This is a genomic window from Caldisericum sp. (assembly GCA_022759145.1).
Classification (GTDB): domain Bacteria; phylum Caldisericota; class Caldisericia; order Caldisericales; family Caldisericaceae; genus Caldisericum.
Map to the genome: position 1 here is coordinate 17,800 of JAEMPV010000048.1, position 19,067 is coordinate 36,866.

At 35.4% G+C, this 19,067-nt stretch carries 21 protein-coding genes; 14 read left to right on the forward strand and 7 right to left on the reverse strand.

Annotated elements, in window-relative coordinates:
• Positions 1-9 precede the first annotated feature (9 nt).
• From JHC30_02995 to tilS, 5 genes are read right to left on the reverse strand one after another with little or no spacing between them, the layout of a single operon-like run.
• Positions 10-1,098: a DUF362 domain-containing protein gene (locus tag JHC30_02995; protein ID MCI4463119.1), complete on the reverse strand. Its 1,089-nt coding sequence runs from the start codon at positions 1,096-1,098 to the stop codon at positions 10-12.
• Positions 1,085-1,801, reverse strand: a complete 717-nt coding sequence (locus tag JHC30_03000) for an endonuclease (protein MCI4463120.1) — start codon at positions 1,799-1,801, stop codon at positions 1,085-1,087. Before JHC30_03000 ends, JHC30_02995 begins: the two co-directional genes overlap by 14 nt.
• Positions 1,737-3,611: an ATP-dependent zinc metalloprotease FtsH gene (gene ftsH, locus JHC30_03005; protein ID MCI4463121.1), complete on the reverse strand. Its 1,875-nt coding sequence runs from the start codon at positions 3,609-3,611 to the stop codon at positions 1,737-1,739. Before ftsH ends, JHC30_03000 begins: the two co-directional genes overlap by 65 nt.
• Positions 3,612-3,616: 5 nt before the next feature.
• Positions 3,617-4,162 carry a hypoxanthine phosphoribosyltransferase gene (gene hpt / locus JHC30_03010; protein MCI4463122.1) on the reverse strand — a complete coding sequence of 182 codons (546 nt, stop codon included), beginning with the start codon at positions 4,160-4,162 and terminating at the stop codon, positions 3,617-3,619.
• A gap of 21 nt (positions 4,163-4,183) precedes the next feature.
• Positions 4,184-5,530, reverse strand: a complete 1,347-nt coding sequence (gene tilS / locus JHC30_03015; protein MCI4463123.1) for a tRNA lysidine(34) synthetase TilS — start codon at positions 5,528-5,530, stop codon at positions 4,184-4,186.
• 140 nt (positions 5,531-5,670) lie between these two features.
• Between tilS and JHC30_03020 the strand changes: the two genes are divergently transcribed.
• The 11 genes from JHC30_03020 to JHC30_03070 are packed head-to-tail and all read left to right on the forward strand — an operon-like array spanning position 5,671 to position 15,019.
• Complete coding sequence (locus JHC30_03020; protein MCI4463124.1) at positions 5,671-6,288, forward strand: cyclodeaminase/cyclohydrolase family protein; 618 nt, start codon at positions 5,671-5,673, stop codon at positions 6,286-6,288.
• Positions 6,289-6,303: 15 nt separating this feature from the next.
• Positions 6,304-7,764, forward strand: a complete 1,461-nt coding sequence (gene rho / locus JHC30_03025; protein MCI4463125.1) for a transcription termination factor Rho — start codon at positions 6,304-6,306, stop codon at positions 7,762-7,764.
• Positions 7,754-8,335: a thymidine kinase gene (locus JHC30_03030; protein MCI4463126.1), complete on the forward strand. Its 582-nt coding sequence runs from the start codon at positions 7,754-7,756 to the stop codon at positions 8,333-8,335. The genes rho and JHC30_03030 overlap by 11 nt, the downstream gene beginning before the upstream one ends.
• The gene (gene prfA / locus JHC30_03035) at positions 8,328-9,401 is read left to right on the forward strand and encodes a peptide chain release factor 1 (protein MCI4463127.1); all 1,074 of its coding nucleotides are present in this window, start codon (positions 8,328-8,330) and stop codon (positions 9,399-9,401) included. The genes JHC30_03030 and prfA overlap by 8 nt, the downstream gene beginning before the upstream one ends.
• The gene (prmC, locus tag JHC30_03040) at positions 9,398-10,216 is read left to right on the forward strand and encodes a peptide chain release factor N(5)-glutamine methyltransferase (GenBank protein ID MCI4463128.1); all 819 of its coding nucleotides are present in this window, start codon (positions 9,398-9,400) and stop codon (positions 10,214-10,216) included. The genes prfA and prmC overlap by 4 nt, the downstream gene beginning before the upstream one ends.
• Entirely contained in the window at positions 10,213-10,788 is a 576-nt protein-coding gene (locus JHC30_03045; GenBank protein MCI4463129.1) for a threonylcarbamoyl-AMP synthase, read from the forward strand. Before prmC ends, JHC30_03045 begins: the two co-directional genes overlap by 4 nt.
• Positions 10,785-11,294, forward strand: a complete 510-nt coding sequence (def, locus tag JHC30_03050; protein ID MCI4463130.1) for a peptide deformylase — start codon at positions 10,785-10,787, stop codon at positions 11,292-11,294. The genes JHC30_03045 and def overlap by 4 nt, the downstream gene beginning before the upstream one ends.
• On the forward strand, positions 11,291-12,202 hold the full coding sequence (gene fmt / locus JHC30_03055) for a methionyl-tRNA formyltransferase (protein MCI4463131.1): 912 nt from the start codon (positions 11,291-11,293) through the stop codon (positions 12,200-12,202). The genes def and fmt overlap by 4 nt, the downstream gene beginning before the upstream one ends.
• On the forward strand, positions 12,199-12,966 hold the full coding sequence (locus JHC30_03060) for a hypothetical protein (protein ID MCI4463132.1): 768 nt from the start codon (positions 12,199-12,201) through the stop codon (positions 12,964-12,966). The genes fmt and JHC30_03060 overlap by 4 nt, the downstream gene beginning before the upstream one ends.
• Complete coding sequence (locus tag JHC30_03065; GenBank protein MCI4463133.1) at positions 12,963-13,814, forward strand: electron transfer flavoprotein subunit alpha/FixB family protein; 852 nt, start codon at positions 12,963-12,965, stop codon at positions 13,812-13,814. The genes JHC30_03060 and JHC30_03065 overlap by 4 nt, the downstream gene beginning before the upstream one ends.
• On the forward strand, positions 13,796-15,019 hold the full coding sequence (locus JHC30_03070) for a molybdopterin molybdotransferase MoeA (protein ID MCI4463134.1): 1,224 nt from the start codon (positions 13,796-13,798) through the stop codon (positions 15,017-15,019). Before JHC30_03065 ends, JHC30_03070 begins: the two co-directional genes overlap by 19 nt.
• A 13-nt stretch (positions 15,020-15,032) precedes the next feature.
• Here the strand turns inward: JHC30_03070 and JHC30_03075 are convergent, their stop codons facing one another.
• Positions 15,033-15,683: a bacterio-opsin activator gene (locus tag JHC30_03075; GenBank protein MCI4463135.1), complete on the reverse strand. Its 651-nt coding sequence runs from the start codon at positions 15,681-15,683 to the stop codon at positions 15,033-15,035.
• A complete protein-coding gene (locus JHC30_03080; protein MCI4463136.1) occupies positions 15,680-16,474 on the reverse strand; it encodes a KaiC domain-containing protein in 795 nt (264 codons plus the stop codon). The genes JHC30_03075 and JHC30_03080 overlap by 4 nt, the downstream gene beginning before the upstream one ends.
• 491 nt (positions 16,475-16,965) lie before the next feature.
• Here JHC30_03080 and rpsB point away from each other — a divergent pair, with 491 nt between their 5' ends.
• The 3 genes from rpsB to JHC30_03095 are packed head-to-tail and all read left to right on the forward strand — an operon-like array spanning position 16,966 to position 19,067.
• Positions 16,966-17,742: a 30S ribosomal protein S2 gene (gene rpsB, locus JHC30_03085; protein ID MCI4463137.1), complete on the forward strand. Its 777-nt coding sequence runs from the start codon at positions 16,966-16,968 to the stop codon at positions 17,740-17,742.
• A gap of 21 nt (positions 17,743-17,763) precedes the next feature.
• Positions 17,764-18,351 carry a translation elongation factor Ts gene (gene tsf / locus JHC30_03090; GenBank protein ID MCI4463138.1) on the forward strand — a complete coding sequence of 196 codons (588 nt, stop codon included), beginning with the start codon at positions 17,764-17,766 and terminating at the stop codon, positions 18,349-18,351.
• A gap of 2 nt (positions 18,352-18,353) precedes the next feature.
• Complete coding sequence (locus tag JHC30_03095; protein MCI4463139.1) at positions 18,354-19,067, forward strand: UMP kinase; 714 nt, start codon at positions 18,354-18,356, stop codon at positions 19,065-19,067.

The window sequence follows — 19,067 nt, forward strand, 5'->3', positions numbered from 1 at the left end:
TAATAAGTTTTATGTATTAAATAATTTTGGTGCTAATTCGATGCAAAAGTTACATTTAATACATTTTGACTTGTTTATGCTATATTTTGAGTTTAATTTTTCGATTGCGCCAGTGGGGCAGTATAGACCGATATAGTCAAACTCTCTATCCTGCCCCTTTATAGTAGGAAAGGACTTTCTTTCATAAAATTTTGAAAAATTCATCTTCCTAACAAGTTCTTTTCTCAATTTGAGGAAATCTGTTCCATCAATTACTACTTCCTTCAAAAGTCCGTGCCCTAGGTCGTAAATTGATCCTAATTTGTTCGTTTCTATATCTGAAGAACGGAATCCAATAAGGACTGAAATTACGGAGTCCAGCGCAAGAAGATCTTTTGACGACATAAGAAGTCCGAATTTATCTTTTTCACTATTTGTTAGTTCTCCTTCTACTGCGTCCACAACACCAAAAAGAATGGAATTTTTAATTACACCGTATACATCGAGCAATGCATCCCCAAATTTTGCAGAAAGTATTCTAAGGAATATTTCTGATCTCAAATTTGTTGGAACCAAATATAGTAATGAATTTAGAAAGCCGCCAATCTTACTTACTGGGGAATCTTTTAATTTAACCACAGGAACTATGTAATCACTTTCAGCAACAGTTTCTGGAATGAAGACTTTTTTAAGTGTCCTAACTTTGAAAACATCTGACTTTTCAAAAGATTTTTCCATCTGATACTGCCCTGGAGATAAAATTTGGTAGCCCAAAAAATGCTGTGTTTTTTTAGCCTTTAAATCTACCTCAAACTCCTCGTATGGTTCATTTCTAAAATCATGGAATTTTAAACCTTGTGCTTCGAAAAGAGACCAAAGCTCATTTTGGTTAGGCAAAATAATTGATGTTCCAAATTCGACAGTTTTTGCACCTTTATCAACTAAAATATTGTTTAATGCTTTTAAAAGATTAATATTTGGGAGCATATTATCAAAGAAAACAACAATTTTTTTATCTTTAATTTCGTCAAAATTTAACCAGTCCAGGACTTCCAACAATTTCTCTTTTAAAGTATCAAGTTCATAATCTTTTTGTTCAACAATTCTAACTGTACTCATTTTCTAACCCCTTCCTTTCGCAATCGTTTATGAGCGGACAAGAGGAACAGTCCGGTTTCTTTTTGCAAAAATTTTTGCCTAATTCTACAATCAAAGCGTGCATCTCTTTAAAATTATCAATGGTTTCATTGATTGTTTTGCCTTTTAGACTTTCCTCAAAAATATTCCTTATATCATCGTATTTTAAGTCTTTTTTCAATATTCCAAACCTATAGCCGAATCTTTTTGTATAGTTATCTACGACAAAAATTGGCTTATCAAGCGCATAAAGTAAAATTGAGTCAGCCGTTTCTTTGCCAATGCCGTCGATATTAAGCAATTCCTCTCTTAACTCCTGCAAGCTTTTCTTTTTCAGTTGTTCGAGATCAAAATTGTACTGTTTGAAGTATTTAAGGAAGTTCTTTAACCTTTTTGCTTTTAATCTATAGAATCCCGATTCTTTTATAAGTTGTGCAAGTTCGTCAACGCTCAAATTATAAAGGGCAAGAGGATTTAAAACCCCAAGCCCTTTTAATCTTGAAATCACTTTCTCAACATTTTTCCATGTAGTCTGTTGAGTTAAAATTGCTCCAACAATTACTTCAAAAGGAGTTTCCGCAGGCCACCAATTCTGCCTTCCAAAGTGTCTATAGAGAACCTCAAACGCTTTCAAGATTAAGTTCTGCTTCTTTTCTAACTCTTGAGAGGTAGTTCTTAAGTTCATCACCTTGAAGTGTTTCTTTTTCTTTAAGAACTTCAACTATTTCAAATACGAGGTCTTTGTTTGCTTCTATAACCTTTTTTGCTTTGTTGTATGCAAGTTCTACAAACCGCTTAACTTCTGCGTCAATAAGATCTGCGGTCCTTTCGCTATAGTCTCTTTGTTCTCCGAGTTCCTTTCCAAGGAATATAAGTTCTTCTTGCTTGCCAAATGTTAGAGGCCCGAGTTTCTCTGACATACCATATGCACGAACCATTTTTCTTGCAATATCTGTTGCTCTCTCAAGATCGTTTGCAGCACCTGTAGAAACTTCTCCTATAAAAATTTCTTCTGCTGCACGTCCACCTAAAAGTGCTGCAATCTTATTTATAAGTTCACTTTTCTTCTGGAGATACTTATCTTTTTCTGGAAGTTGCACATTATATCCAAGAGCCATACCTCTTGAAACTATTGAAATTCTATGGACTACATCGCCAGAAGGAAGTGCAGTTGTAACAATTGCATGTCCAGTTTCGTGGAAGCAAACGATTTTTTTCTCTTCATCGGATAGAACAAGCGACTTCTTTTCTGGTCCTGCTATTATCTTGTCTATTGCCTCTTCAATTTCTTTCTGGGTTATTTTTTCCTGCCCTTTTCTCACTGCAATAAGGGCTGCTTCGTTAAGAAGATTTTCAAGATCGGCTCCTGTAAAACCTGCTGTTTGCTGGGCAATTGCTGTAAGGTTTACATCTTCTGCAAGGGGCTTACCTCTTGCGTGCAGTTTTAAAATTTCTTCTCTTTCCTTTGTGTCTGGAAGACCAACAACAATTCTTCTATCAAATCTGCCTGGTCTTAAAAGAGCAGGATCGAGGATGTCAGGTCTATTTGTTGCAGCAATTACGATAATTCCTGTATGTGGGTCGAAACCATCCATCTCTACAAGAAGTTGGTTCAATGTTTGCTCTCTTTCATCATGCCCACCACCAATGCCTGCTCCTCTGTATCTTCCCACAGCATCAATTTCGTCAATGAAGACTATGCATGGAGCGTATTTTCTTGCCTGGTCAAAAAGATCCCTTACACGTGAAGCGCCGACTCCAACAAACATTTCAACAAATTCAGAACCAGAAACAGAGAAGAATGGAACGTCTGCTTCACCTGCAATTGCCTTTGCAATGAGCGTTTTACCACATCCTGGAGGTCCAACCAAGAGAACTCCCTTTGGAATTTTTGCTCCATATTTTGTAAACTTCCTCGGGTTTTTAAGGAACTCTATTATTTCCTTAACTTCTTCTTTAACTTCATCTGCCCCTGCTACATCTTTAAATGTTATTTGTGGTTTGTTGTCTAAGAAAAGTTTTGCCTTACTTTTTCCGAAACTGAACGCCTGATTGGATGAAGAAGAAGCACCACCAAGCATTCTCTGCATTAAAAACCACCATATAAGCATAATTACAATCCATGGGACTATGTTCCATAAAAGAGTTGTAAAGGTTGAACTCGATGACTGAATATCATAAGTTATTCCAGATTGGGCGAGCTTGTCCTCAAGAACTGTGGAAAATGGAAGAGTCCTTGCCTGAACCTGCTTTCCATCTTTGAGGGTTCCTATCACGAGTGTTGTTACATTGTCCTGCGTCTTTATAATTACGCTGGTAAATTCCTTTTGATCGATATAACTTAAGAATTGTGAGTAAGGAATAGTTTCTGGTGCTGAATTACCACCATTAATTAAGAATTTAGAAGCAAAGAACAAAACAACAATTAAAAGTACCCATCCTATTGCTTCTCTTACTAATGTATTTTTTAGATTGTTATTATTTTTTGGTGCCATTTAAATTATTTACCTCCCTTGTATACTCTTTCTTTTAAGATGCCTATATAAGGCAAATTTCGATATTTTTCTTCATAGTCAAGTCCGTAACCAACAACAAAACTATTTGGAATTCTAAAGCCATAATAATCAACTTTAACATTAATAATTCGTCTTTCTACTTTATCAAGAAGCGTACAAATCTTTATACTTTTTGGCTTTCTTGTCTTGAGCAATCTCGTAACGGCATCCATAGTAAGTCCTGTGTCCACTATGTCTTCTATAATAAGAACATGTCTATCCTCAATTGGTGTGTCGAGGTCTTTCAGGATTTTTACCTGTCCGCTTGATTCTGTTTTGCCACCATAACTTGAAATAGCCATAAAATCGACAGAAATGGGGATATCGACATTTCTAACGAGGTCAGCAAGAAAAACAAATGCTCCTCTCAAAATACATACGAAGAGAGGAAATTTCCCTTTATAATCTTTGGAAATCTCTTCTCCTAACTCTTTCACTCTTTTCTTTATTTCACTCTCGGATACGAGAATCTCTTCAATATCTTCATGCATACGATAATTATATCATAAATTTTATTTTATTGGAACTATTCTTAAAAGAAGCGCTTTCTTTGTACTTTCGTTTACTTTTGCTATTGAACTTCTCTTTACGGAGACTACCCATAGAATTTTTCCTTCGTTATCTACAAGGATTGGTATTTTGTATCTTAAATCCCTTCTTACTTTCATATCAACAAATATGTCCTGAAGTTTCTTATGTCCATTTTCAATTTCTACGATATCCCCCTCTTTTCTAAATCTTACCATAAGCGGAAACTTTAATTGATCCATATCAAAGATAGCGATGTTTTTGTCCTTTAAGTTAAATTTATAATCTGGTTCAACAACTTCCGAAACTATTTCGATACTACTCTCGGGGATAACAGTTTTACCTGGAACTGATAGCACATAACACGAATCGATTGTGAAAGGAGTTCCATGCTCGATGAAAAATGTGTTTTTGGTTTTTGTAATATATAAATCTTCTCCAATACTTATTTTCTTTTGAGAGCCCTCCATAAACTGCAAAATGTTTTCTATTCTTTCAAACGATGATGCATCTCCTAAAATCTTCATTAAAATACGTCGTTTGATCGATAGAGGTAGTGCTTCAAATAATTTCAACGAATATTCTTCATTTTGTATTCTAATTCCTTGAAGTTCAATTGCCGCAACTTTATCAAGAAATTCATCTTCTCGTAGTGCAATTTCTCCAAAGTTCATAACTGTGTCAAGCAACTGCCCATAAACAGATTTTATTAGAGGAATTATCTGATATCTTAATCTATTTCTCTCATATGACAGGTTATAGTTGGTGAGATCTACTACATAAGGAATTCTATATTCTTTTGCATAATGCTCTATTTCTTCTCTTGTAACCTCAATAAGTGGCCTTATAATGTTGTTTTCATTACGAAGCATACTCGTTAAACCTTTAAGCCCTGCTCCTTTGAAAAGATGCATGAGGAAAGTTTCAGCAAAATCATTCTTATTGTGCGCTAATGCGATTTTATTAAAGTGTTCGTTTTCTTTGATTCTATTTAGGAAATCGAATCTCAATTCTCTTGCAACATCTTCAAGGTTTCTTTTGGTTTCTTTTTGCACTTTAAGGGCATCGCCTTCTCCATAAAAGAAAGGTTCACCAAGACTTTCTGCAAATTGTTTAACAAGAGCAACCTCTTCATGCCCTTCTGTTCTTATTCCGTGATTAAAAGAGGCAACCCCAATCTCGATATCGAGGATACCCTTAATTCTATTGAATATATGTAACATAGTCATTGAGTCTATTCCACCAGAAACTGCTAAAAGTACTCTATCTTTTGGACTAATCAAATTATATTTATTTATTGTTTTCAGGACTTTTTCTATTAAATCTTTCATCACCCATATTTTAATCGAAACATAGAGTTTTTGTATCTTCGTTTTCTTCTTGACTAAAATCAAATTTATACTATTATATAAAGGTAGCCCAATTGGTTTTATTTTTATATATTCATGTTTAGACTCAAGCGAGGTGGTTTATGTACTCTAATTTACCCTTAAAAGAATTTGTAAATGAACTTGCATCCTCATCTTCCACGCCTGGTGGTGGAAGTGCATCTTCTATTGTTGCATCTTTTGGATTTTCTCTTGTATCTATGGTAATGGGAATATATCAAAAGAAGAATCCAAACGATGAGATTGCAACTTTAATTAACGATGCAAAAGAGACAGCATTTTTACTGCTCGAACTTTCTTCTAAAGATGCTGAAGCATTCAATAAGTTTATGGAGGTGCTAAAACTTCCTAAAGATACAGACGAGGAAAAAGAAAAGAGAAAGAAGTTAATGCAGGATGCCCTTATTGGGGCTGCATTAGTTCCTCTTGAGGTTATAGACACAATCTATAAAAAACAGTACCTCCTTGAGAAGGCGAAGGATTTTTGTCCAAAGTCGGCTATCTCTGATTTATGGAGTGCGTTATGTTTTATTGATTCTGCATTCGAAGGCGCAAAGGCAAATGTTATTATAAATCTTCAAGCAATTAAAGACGATAAATTTGTTACTGATACAAATGCTAAGCTATTATCCATTGAGAGTGAATTTAAAAATAAGATAAACACATTAAAAGAAGAAATTCAAAATTCATTAAAAATATAAGGAGGCATCGACTAAATGGACGAAATTTTAAATTTGACTGAAAGTGATTTAAATGCAATGACAGCAAGGGAATTATACAAGGTTGCCCAGATAGTGAAGTTAAAGAACTACTCTCATTACAGGAAAGACGAACTTGTAAGTGAATTATACAAGCAGATTCAACAACTTAAACAAGGGTCTTCAACAAAAAATGAGAAAGAAGAAGTTGCAAGAGAAACAGTAAAAAACGCAAAGAAGACCGAAAGTATTGCACCAAAAGAAGAGCATAAAAAACCAAGAGAGGAAAAAGAAGAGAATTTACAAGAACTTCTTAACACTTCAAGAGCACAGGGAGAAAGTGCTTATGTTAAGGTCGAGAATGAGCCGCAATTGTACTTCAAAGGCTTGTTTGAAGCACACCCAGATGGGTATGGATTTTTGAGGGCAAATTATTTTCCATCCTTCACTGATATTTATGTTTCACCACCATTAATTAGAAAGTATGGCTTAAGAACAGGAGATGTTGTTTCTGGTCCAGTTCAAAGGCCACAAAAAGAGGGAGAAAGATACCCAGCACTCGTAAATGTTGATACAATAAACGGAATAAAAGTAACAGGTTTTCTTAAGCGTCCTATTTTTGAAAATTTAACACCATATTACCCGACCGAACGAATTGTCCTTGAAACGCCTGGTTGCAATATTGCTTTAAGAGTAATAGATCTTATTGCTCCTCTTGGAAAAGGCCAGAGAGGACTTATTGTATCTGCACCGAAAGCAGGTAAAACCACCTTAATGAAGGAAATTGCAAAAAGTGTTGTGAAAAATCATCCTGAAATTTACCTTATGATTCTTCTCATTGACGAGAGACCAGAAGAAGTTACTGATATGAAAAATTCAGTTGCTGCAGAAGTTGTAAGTTCCACCTTTGACCAACCGCCAGAAAACCACATAAGAGTTGTTGAACTTGCCCTCGAAAAGGCAAAAAGACTTGTTGAAATTGGAAAAGATGTTATGATTTTGCTTGATGGTATAACAAGACTAACTCGTGCTTATAACCTTCTATCTTCTTCGAGTGGTAAAACACTTTCTGGTGGTCTTGATCCTGCTGCGATAAGGGGACCTAAAAAGTTTTTGGGTGCTGCAAGAAGCATTATGAACGGTGGCAGTCTTACAATTCTTGCAACTGCTCTTATTGATACAGGTTCAAAATTGGACCAGGTTATTTATGAAGAGTTTAAAGGAACCGGCAATATGGAAATAGTGCTTGATAGAGAATTAGCAGAAGAAAGAATTTTCCCTGCAATTGATATAAAGAAGTCAGGAACAAGAAGAGAGGAACTTCTTTATAGTGAGGATGAGTACAAGAGAATCCTAACTCTTAGAAAATTCATAAGTTCTCTTGAACCAGGGGAAGCACTTGAAAGACTTATTGAGATGCTTAAACAGACAAGATCAAATGAAGAACTTTTAAGGAGCATAGTGCCAGATGAAAGGTAAAATTGGAAAAATCGAAGTAGTTACAGGATGTATGTTTTCAGGGAAGAGCGAAGAGCTTATTAGAAGGATTAAGAGGGCAAAGATTGCAAGGCAAAAGGTACAGGTCTTTAAGCCTTCTATTGACACTCGTTATTCTGTTGTGGAAGTTGTCTCCCATGCAGGAGAAAAGGTTGAGGCTTTGCCGGTTTCTTCAACAAAAGAATTGTTAGAGAGAATAGAAGAAGATACAGAGGTTATAGGGATTGACGAAGCACAATTCTTTGATACAGAAATCGTTGATGCTTTACGAAAAATTGCAAAATCTGGTAAAAGGGTAATAGTTGCAGGACTGGATATGGACTTTAGGGGAGAACCTTTTGGCCCTATGCCCTATATTATGGCAATAGCAGATGAAGTTTTAAAACTCCATGCAATTTGCACCGTTTGTGGTGAAGACGCTACAATGACACAGAGGCTTATAAATGGTGAACCTGCATCCTATAATGATCCTGTTATTATGATCGGAGCAAGTGAATCTTATGAGGCACGGTGTAAACTGCATCATTATGTAAAGGGTGGTAAGGATGATTGATAAACTTGAAAAAACTATTGAAAGATACAACGAACTTTCACGGCTCTTGTCTGACTCTTCAGTGATTTCCAATCCAGAACTTTTCAAAAAGTATTCAATAGAGTATAAAGAGCTTGAGCCAATTGTAAATTTGTATATGGCTTATAAGAAAGTCGAATCTGAAATAAAGGATGTACAAGAATTGCTTGAATCTGAGGATGAGGAAATAAGGGAGTTGTCAGAAGGTGAACTTGAAAGACTTCAAAATGAAAAAGAAAGGATTTTAAACGACCTTAAAATTCTTTTGATACCCAAAGATCCTTACGAGGGTAAAAACATCATAATGGAGATTCGTGCAGGTGTAGGCGGAGAGGAAGCGGCTCTCTTTGCAAAAGATTTGTACAAGATGTATCTTGGTTATGCAGACAGAAAGGGTTTTAAAGTAGAGATCCTTGACTCACATGAAACAGACCTCGGCGGTTTTAAAGAAATAGTTTTCTCAGTATCTGGAAAGGATGTTTACAAACATTTAAAGTACGAAAGCGGAGTCCATAGAGTCCAAAGAGTGCCTGAAACAGAAGCTTCTGGAAGGATTCATACTTCGACTGCAACTGTAGCAGTATTACCTGAAGCGGAGGAAGTCGATGTTGAGATAAATCCAGATGATTTAAGAATTGATGTGTTTCACGCAAGTGGGCATGGCGGACAGAATGTTCAGAAAGTTGCAACTGCAATAAGGATCATCCACAAGCCAACTGGAATAATGGTTACATGCCAGGATGAAAGATCACAATTGCAAAACAAAATGAAGGCAATGAGGATATTAAGAGCAAGACTTCTCGATTTATATGAGCAGCAGAAAGAGCAGGAGATTACTAGTGCAAGACGAGCGCAAATCGGTCGTGGAAATAGAAATGAGAGAATAAGAACTTATAATTTTCCGCAGGGTAGAGTAACCGACCACAGGATTAATCTCTCGTTGTATAACCTACCAGAGATTATGGAAGGTAACCTTGATGAATTAATAAATGCCTTAATGGAAAACGAAAGGGCACAACTGCTTGAGGAATATTTTGGAAAATCATGACGGTAAAAGATTCTTTCATTCAATCAATAAGAACTTTGAAGGAAGTTAGTGATGAATATTATCTTCAGAGTTTAATGCTATTGTCTCATGTTCTTGGAGTCGAAAAAGAAAAAGTCTATCTTAAGGAAAATGAAATACTTACTGATTATCAAATCTCTCTTATAAATGAATACCTTGAAAAGATTAGAAAGGGATATCCACTTCCGTACATACTGAAACACAAAGAATTCATGTCCCTTGACTTTTACATTGAGGAAGGTGTCTTAATTCCTCGTCCAGAAACTGAAACACTCGTTGAACTTGCAATCAAAAAAGGCTGTAATAAAAAGTCTTTTCTTGACATTGGATGTGGCTCTGGTGTTATTGCAATATCTATCCTTTATTATTGCAAGAATCTCAAAGGACATGCAATAGATATTTCCAATAAAGCAATTAGTGTAACGAAAGAAAATGCTATAAGGCACAAAGTTTCTGATAGATTAAAAATAGAATTGGCTGACTTTAGGAATTTTGAGACAGACGAAAAGTTCGATTTTATTGTTTCAAATCCGCCATATGTAAGAAGCGAGAATTTGAAAAATCTCCCTTATGAACCTGTCGAAGCCCTTGATGGAGGTATTGACGGCTTTAAATTATATCCTGATTTGATAAAGAAATCTTTTGAATTACTAAACAAAGGTGGGTTTGTTATTTTTGAGATTGACTCATCAATTGCAAAAATGGTCTTAACGGAAATGAAAAAATACTTTAAGAAGGTGAGTATAGTTAAAGACCTTGCAGGCTTTGAGAGATTTGCCTATGGAGAGAAAATATGAAAACTGATTACGACAAAGTGGTAGAGCACCTCAATAATCACGGCGTAATAGCATTTAAAACCGATACAGTTATGGGACTTGGTGTTAATGGACTTGATAATTTAGCTGTTAAAAATCTTTTTGATTTAAAAGGCAGGTCTTATGATAAACCATTATACCTTTTGGCATATTCGATTGAACAAATTTATGAATATACCTATGGTATTTCAGATGCTGCACTCGATCTTATGAAAAAGTATTTTCCGGGAGCTCTTGCAATAATTTTGAGGTCCCAGAATAAACTTTATACAAAGCCTGATGAAAAAGGCGAAACTTTGGGCGTTAGAATTCCTAAGTATACTGACCTATTAGAATTTATGGCATACATAAAAATGCCAATTTTGAATACAAGTGCAAATATCTCAAATGAACCACCGTTACTTTCCAAGGATGACGTATTGAAAACCTTTGGGGATAAAATTCTTTTTGTCGAATTCGAGCACAACATAGAAATGTTAGGTCTTCCGTCAACAGTAGTCGATGTAACTTCAGGAATTCCTGTTATAATTAGAAAAGGAGCGATTGAAATATGAAAATTTATACCTATGGACATCCTGTTTTGAGGAAAAAAGCAAAGAAGGTTACGAAAATTGATAAAGAGATGGAAAAAATCATTAAGGATATGTTTGAAACTATGAGGACAAATTTCCCAAAAGGTATTGGTCTTGCTGCAACTCAAGTAGGTTTAACGTATGCTTTTTTCATTTATGAACTTGAGGATGACAAAGGAGTAGTAATTAACCCCGAAATCTTAGAAAAGAGAAAAGAGTTAGAACCCGAAGAAGAAGGTTGCTTATCTGTGCCTGGAGTCTATGGAATTGTTGAAAGGCCTTCTGAAATTGTTGTTAGATATATGGATATGGATGGAAAAGTGCACGAAGAAATTCTACAAGGTCTCAAGGCGAGGGTATTTCAGCATGAGACTGACCACCTGAATGGTATTATTTTTACAGATTATATCGATAGTATAGAAAAATTAGAGGTTGAGGAAGGTTTTGAACTTCCAAAAGCACTTATCGAAAGATACCTATCAAAATGAACATTGTTTTTTTTAGTGGCTCGGACATTTCAATACCATTTGCTAAAGCATTAATTCCTGATATAAATTTAATAGTAACTCTGCCACCAAAAATAAGAGGACGAGGCTCAAAAGTAACTCCAAATCCCGTAAAAGTATTTGCCGATGAAAACAGTATTGATGTTTTGGAGATAGAAGACTTTAATGAGGAAACTGTTACTAATATTAAGTTACATAATCCTGAAGCTTATATAGTGTTCTCGTTCGGAAAGATTATTCCTAAGGAAGTGCTTGAATTAGTAAAATGCCCCTTGAATGTCCATCCCTCAGACCTTCCATATTATAGAGGCGCAAGCCCGATTGAGAGACAACTTATGGATGGAGTGTCTCAATCTGCAGTAACAATAATGAAAATGAACGAAAAACTCGATCAAGGTGAGATAATTTTGAAAAAACATTTTGAGGTATCACTATACGACGACTATTACTCTTTTTTGGAAAAAGTGTACGAGGTAGGTATTCCCCTTGTTAAGGAGGCACTTCAGTGTTGCTTGAGTGGCACTTGTCTACCTATTCCACAGGAAGGTAAAGGAACCTACGCAAAAAAAATAACAAGCGAAGAGGAAAAAATCGACTGGTCAAAGGATGCAATTTCAATTCACAACAAAGTGAGAGCCTTGACAAGAATAGGTGCATATACAACTTTTAGAGGAAAGAAATTGAAAATCTTTAAGACTGTTCCAATTATAGACTTACAAATCGAGCATAAACCTGGGACCATCGTTGAATTAAGAAAAGATTTTTTTATTGTTGCTACAGGTAATGGTTATATCGAGGTCATTGAGGTGCAGTTGGAGGGGAAGAGAGTTATGAATGCATCAGATTTTATAAATGGATACAAACCGCAAGTCTTGGAGGTACTAATATGAAAATTATTACTCTTGTTAAGGTAGTACCTAAAGAAATAGAGTTTGATAAAGAATCAAAAAGAATTAAAAGGTCTAAAGAAAATATCATTAACCCATCGGACCTAATCGCCGTTGGGAATGCAGTTGAACTAAAGAATAAATATGGTTTTGAAATTGATGCTGTTTCAATGGCGCCTGTAGAAGCTAAAGATACTCTTTTGAAACTTTTTGATTTTGGAATTGATAGAATATTTTTACTAACGGACCCTGCATTTGCTAATTCGGATGTTTTTTCAACTTCAAATGTACTTTCAAGATTTATTCTTAATTTTGATAACGATTTTAATTTTATTTTCACAGGGAATTACTCCTCGGATGGACTTACGGGCTTACTGCCAGGAGAAGTCGCTTCGAAATTGTCTATACTATATATTTCAAACGTACTCAGTGTAAATTATCTGGATGGTTCTCTTCTTGCGGAAAAAATTGAAAAGGACTCCTTGCATTTACTTAAAGTTCTTAGTAAAGCAGTGGTGAGTTTTTCTGACAGGAGCGATAAGAAGGCCTTGCCTAACCTTTATTATATTTTTGATGAGAATGAGAAGCATTTAGAGATTATAACAAATGAAACACTTAAACTTAGTCAAGATGAAATTGGTAAAATTGGTTCCAAAACTGTTGTAAACGAATTATTTGAGGTGAAAACGGTGCAATCTAACGAATTAATCAAAGAAAATGGTGATAAGATAATTGTGGATATTATTTCAAAAGAGGTGTTGAAATGAAAGCACTTGTAGTTTATAAAACTGAACTTCCTGATATTGATTATTTGAAGGGAATTTTTACTGATATAAAAGTTGCAAATATTGATGGAAATGCGAATGGTGATTTTCTTCCATCGAAACCTCTCGAAACATCAATTCAGGGTGTAGAATTTCTTTCGAAAATTAAGAATATTCTTGATTTTGATGTTATTATTTTTTCAAATGAAATTTTACCAAAAGAAATTGCTTCCTACTTTGCCTCAAAGAATAACCTTGCTTCAATTTCACACGTAAGCGGTATAGAGGCTAAAGATGATTTGTCTTTTATCGTTTATAGTTGGAAAAACCTTGGTCTAAAGATAGCATCAAAAACAAAACCAACCGTTATTATTGCAAATCTAAAGCCCTTTAATGGTGACTATCCCAATGGAGACAAAGAAATTATCGAAGTTAAAGATGAAAGCGATATTGAATTTGTGCGGACAAAAGAGATTAATTTTACAAATGAAATAAAGTCAAAGATAACAATAGGCGTTGGGCTTGGCGTATCTAAGGAATTGCTAAATTCTATTTTTGAACTTGCGGATAAAATCTCTGCGAAGGTTGTTTGTACTCGTCCGGTTGCTGATCTTGGCTATCTTCCATACGATAGAGTTGTTGGAGATACGGGCAGTACATTGCATACAGATATTTATATTGCATTAGGGATATCTGGTGCACAGCAACATCTCAATAGTGTTCAAGCAGGAAAAATTATAGCGGTAAATAAAGATCCATCTGCACCAATTTTTTCAAAAGCACAAATAAAGATAAATGAGAAGGTTGAGGATATTTTACCAGGAGTTATTGAATGGGCGAAAAGTTTTTAAAAGTCTACGGATATAACGAAGCGATAGAAAAAATATTAGATACTTTCGAGATAAATATAAAAATACTTTCAATTCCGGTGGAAAATTCTTTTGGATATTATCTTGCAGAGGATGTCACTTCAAAAATTGATCTCCCTCCTTTTAGAAAATCTTTAGTTGATGGTTTTGCCGTTAAATCATCGGATGTAAAGGGAGCAACCGAAAGCAATCCTGTTTTTTTAAAAAACTTAGGCGAAATTAAGATAGGAACAAAACCTGAGTTTGTAATTGAAGAAGGAACTACTTGCTATGTTCCTACAGGAGGTGCTGTTCCCGAAGGCGCTGATGCGGTTGTAATGCTTGAAGACACAGAAGTAAAAGGAGACACGGTTTTTGTTTTTAAAGATGTTCAGTCCTCTCAAAATATGTTTGAGCAGGGAGTCGAACTTGAAAAAGGTAAAGTGATCCTTGAAAAAGGGACAAGAATTAATGAAAGGAATATTGGCTTATTGAATTCGGTAGGAGTTGAATTTGTTAATGTGATAGAGCCGATAAGGGTAGGTCTGTTTTCAACGGGAGACGAGATTACCGACGAACATCCTTTACCATACGGAAAAATTTTTGATTTTAACAGAATTACGCTTAAGAACCTGATTACAAAAGATGGCTTTATTGTATCTGATTACGGCATTATAAAAGATAATCGTGATGCGATAACATATGCTTTAAAAACGGCTTTAAATGAAAATGATCTTGTTATAACAACTGGAGGAACAAGTAAAGGGAACTTTGATTTCACAGTAAATACCATTAATTCTCTAGGAACTCCTGGAGTTATTATTCATGGTTTAAATGCATCTCCTGGTAAACCTACGATTTTTGGTGTCGTAGAAAAGAAATTGTTAATAGGTCTATCAGGAAATCCTCTTGCATCTTTTATGATTTACTCAATTGTAGTAAGAAAAATTTTATCAAAGAAAATAGGCATTCGTTTTAATGAAAGCAAAATTGTTGGTAGGCTTTCATCTCAAGTAAATTCAAGAAAAGGAAGAGAAGAGTTTGTGCTTGGAAAACTAACAATTTCTCAAAACGAAAATTTAATAGAACCAGTATTTGCTGATTCTTCATTTGTATTTGTAATTAATAATTCTCAAGGGTATTTTAAAATTCCCCAGGATAAAGAAGGCCTCAACGCAGGAGATTTTGTTGAATTCTTCCTGTGGTGAGGCTGCATTACTTCTACTGTTCTTTCATCTTTAAGTGTTCTTTAATTTCTTTTATTAACTGCGCAGGTGTACTTATAGGATACTGTAGGTTAGCTAAAATATCAATAAGTTTCGTTTCTTTATAAGTCACATCCATAAGTTTATCCTGAAGCACTTCGTGTGATGTAATTGGAAAGTTTATTCCTTTTATTCTTTTAAGTACCATATATGCCCATGGTATTTCTAATGTCTTCATCATATCTTCGAGGACAGCTGAACTGAAGTTAACAAGAACCTTAGCATCCTCTCCGCCTTTTACAAGTTTGTAAGCTAATTTTGCAATACCACCTGCAGTATGTGTCTTTAATTCCTTTGCTTCTTCCTTAGTTAGTTCTTCAAGTCTTTTAATTTTTTCAAGCGCAAGTTGTGGATCAGCTCTTATGATGTTCCTTACAGTATTTTTTGTTATCCCAACCTTTTGGGCAATTTCTTCTTCTGAACGGAGATACTCTTCCTTTAATACAACCGCAAGCGTTGCTCTTGCAAGCGACGGTAACCATGTAAGCGTTCTGTACTCAGCAAGTTTTACGATTCCTCCCAAAAGGTCAATGGACTTCGAGAATACTCTTGCAACGAGATCCTCAAATTCATTTTGAGGAATTTCACTGCTACCTACAATAATCATTCTACATCACCTCCTCCTATTGGCTCCTTGATTTTTACAATACCTGACTCAGTTATTTCTAAAAAGTGAGTCCTTGTATCGTGACCTGAAAGTCTGCAACCGTCGATTCTAAATAGTCTTACTATATCGCCCAAAGGCTTTTTGTAAATTTTTGCTTTGTATTGACTATCAATGAGTTCTTTTGCAACGACCATAGTACCATCGACAATGTGCCCAACTGCATATCCACCAGCTGCTTCTGCAGTTAATTCTTCATGACCACTTCTCTTCTGTGAAACAAAGATTGCAGTCTGATACCAGGATTTCATGAAGTTGAATAGCCTCCTTACTATTGCCCTTGCAAACATTTCCTTGCTTTCAAAAAGTCCTGTTACAGAGTCTATTACTGTGAACCTGACTTTGTAGTTTTGGATAACATATGCAAGCGTTGCAAGCAAGTCAGGGATATTTTCTCTCAGATTGTATGACGATGCTGCGTCAATTAATATAATATTATCTTCGAAATCTTTGAAGTTATAACCCATTGCAGTTGCCCTTATTTGAAGAGACGCTGCAACAAAGTTTGCTGGTGATTCTACGGTTATAAATGCAACCTTCGAACCTTTACTTGCCTGTTCAACTGTAAATTGCTCAACCATAAGAGATTTACCAGTATCACTTACACCCGTGATGTTAAAAACGGAATATGCTGGTATGCCGCCTAAAGTTTTCTTTACCAATTTTCCTTTTTCATCCTTTACAATAAAAAACAAATCATCCAGCCCTTCTATACCTGTTGGAACTCCGTATATTTTTGGTGCCTTTTCTAAAGCCTGGCTTCCAGTATAAATGTTTTTAAAATCTACTTTGGGCTGTGTTCCTTTTTCTTCCTCATTGTATAAGTCTTTTTCCTCCATAGTTTCCTCCTTTATATATTTTATCAAATCTTCTAAAAACTTAAAACTCTCTTAAAAAAATTAGAAAACAGATAATTTTACTTCATAAGCAATAGCGCACTATTACTTAGATACAAAGTTTAAAGATTTATTGATTGAAATCTGTATATAAAATAAATCTTTGGTTTCGATAACTGTGATGAAGTTATAGAACATAGATTTTACTATAGTAAATTTTATTAATTTTTCAAGTTAACGCTTAGTAATAAAAATACTTGATTTTTTTGGATAAATCCTTAAAATATAATGATTACACACCATCTGGATTCTCGGAAAGTGTAGGTATGTAACCTATCTCCGAGAAGTTGAAGGATGGGAGGTAAAAACTAAATTAGGAGGTCTAAAAAATGAGTGTAGTTTCAATGAAGGAACTTCTTGAAGCAGGTGTCCATTTTGGACATCAGACGAAGAGATGGGATCCACGAATGAAGGAGTACATTTTTACAGAAAGAAACGGGATCCATATCTTTGACTTAAGGCTTACTGTCCAAAAGATAGAGGAAGCCTATAAGTTTGTAGTTGACGTTACGAGGCAGGGTGGAAAGATTATTTTTGTGGGTACAAAAAAGGCTGCTCAGGACATCGTAAAGGAAGAGGCAGAAAGATGCGGAATGCCCTATGTGAATGAACGTTGGGTTGGTGGTCTTTTAACAAACTTCCAAACCGTCCGCAAGAGCATTAACAGATTAAAAGAACTTGAGAAACTTGAACAGGAAGGGTATTTTGATACCATTTCTGTTAAAGAAAGAGTTAAACTTGAGCGAGAATTAGCAAAACTTAGAAAACTTTATGGCGGTCTTAAAGACATGGTAACTCTTCCATGGGCAATTTTTGTAACGGACACTCACAAAGAGAGAAGTGCTATTCTCGAGGCAAGAAAAATAAAGATACCGATTATTGGTATTTGTGATACAAATTCTAACCCAGAAGAAATTGATTATCCTATCCCTGGCAATGACGATGCGATCCGTTCACTTAGGCTTATTACTTCAATAATTGCAAATGCAGTGATTGAAGGAAAAGAAGGAAAAGTTGAAAAGGAAGAAATTGAGGAAGAAGTAAGCGAAGAAGAACTTCTTACAAAAGAGTTTGACTTCGAAGAGTTTGAAGATTATAAAAAATAATTAGAAAAGAGGTGAAATGATATGGGTTTAGATTTAATTAAAGAACTACGTGCAAGAACAGGCGCAGGTATTTCAGATTGCAAAAAAGCACTAGAAGAAGCAAACGGTGATATCGAGAAAGCGATTGATATTTTAAGAGAAAGAGGTATTGCAAAGGCAGTTAAGAAGTCTGGACGTGTAACAAACGAGGGTGTTATTGCTGCTTACATACATCCAGGAAGCCAACTTGGAGTACTTGTTGAAGTAAATTGCGAAACTGATTTTGTTGCAAGAACTGATGAATTCAAAAAATTAGCCGATGAGATCGCACTTCAAATTGCAGCCTCATCACCTGAATATGTTTCTCGTGAAGATGTCCCGCAGGATGTTATAGAAAAAGAGAAGGAAATTTACAGAAAGCAGTTGGAAGAAGAAGGAAAGCCTGCCAATGTTATTGACAGAATCATCGAAGGAAAAATTGAAACATTCTTCAAGGAACATTGCCTTCTTGAGCAGCCATATTTAAGGGATGAAAGCATTACTATTGAGCAATTAATAAAGGAGCATATCGCAAAATTTGGCGAAAACATAACTGTAAGAAGATTTGCACGCTTCAAGGTAGGTGAGTAGATTTGCCTCAGTATAAAAGAATTATACTGAAACTAAGCGGGGAAGCGCTTGCAGATGTCGATGGAGTTGGCATAAGCAAGGTAACCCTTGATGGACTTGCTGAGCAAATTGCGTATCTTCATAACCAGGCTATTGAAATTGGTGTGGTTATTGGTGGTGGAAATATTTTGCGTGGTGCAGAAGCAGAAAAATTAGGAATAGATAGAGCAACTGGTGATTATATGGGAATGCTTGCAACAATAATAAATGCACTTGCACTTCAAAATGCACTTTTGAGTAGAGGCATCGATGCACGAGTTATGTCCTCCTTTACAATTCCAGAGGTAGCAGAACCTTATATTCTTGCTAAGGCGCTCTCACACTTTTCAAAAAATAGAGTGATTATCTTTGGGGGAGGCACGGGTCTCCCCTTCTTTAGTACCGATACAACTGCGGCGCTTCGTGCACTTGAATTAAAGGCGGAAGCCTTATTTAAGGCAACAAAAGTTGATGCAGTTTATTCGGATGATCCTACTAAGAATGCTAACGCAGTAAGATACGAAACAATTACTTATACAGAGTTCTTACTTAAAAATTTGAAAGTAATGGATGCGACGGCAGTTTCCCTTTGCAGAGACTTTAAATTGCCAATAATTCTTTTTAGCATTAAGGGTAAGGATACACTAATTAAAGCGGTAATTGAAGGCAAAGTAGGAACAGTTATAAAGGAGGGATAG